Here is a 412-nt window from a genome sequence, read left to right on the forward strand (position 1 = left end):
CCTCCGGCTCGATCACATCGCCGGTGCCGCTGATGATCAGCGAGGTTTCCTTGTCGGCCACCGCCAACAGGGCTTCCAGCTTGCCGAGGCGGCGCTCGGTGCGCCAATCCTTGGCCAGTTCGACCGCAGCACGCTGCAGCTGGCCATGCTTTTCCAGCTTGGCCTCGAACAGCTCGAACAAGGTGAAGGCATCGGCGGCGGCACCGGCGAAGCCGGCCAGCACCTGGCCATCACGGCCGAGGCGGCGCACCTTGCGCGCGTTGCCCTTCATCACGGTGTGGCCCAGCGTGACCTGGCCGTCGCCGGCAATGGCCACGTGCTCGCCGCGACGGACGCAGACGATGGTGGTGGCGTGGAAAACGTTGGGGTTCTGACTGGGGTCCATGATGCCTCCGGGGTGACAGAACCAGAG

At 67.0% G+C, this 412-nt stretch carries 1 protein-coding gene; it reads right to left on the bottom strand.

Annotation, left to right across the window (positions count from 1 at the left end; genetic code table 11):
• A partial coding sequence (hslV, locus tag D7X55_RS47075) for an ATP-dependent protease subunit HslV (protein WP_121725796.1) occupies positions 1-385 on the bottom strand: 385 nt, incomplete at its 3' end.
• Positions 386-412: the final 27 nt, after the last annotated feature.

The organism is Corallococcus sp. AB049A, assembly GCF_003668885.1.
Classification (GTDB): domain Bacteria; phylum Myxococcota; class Myxococcia; order Myxococcales; family Myxococcaceae; genus Corallococcus; species Corallococcus interemptor.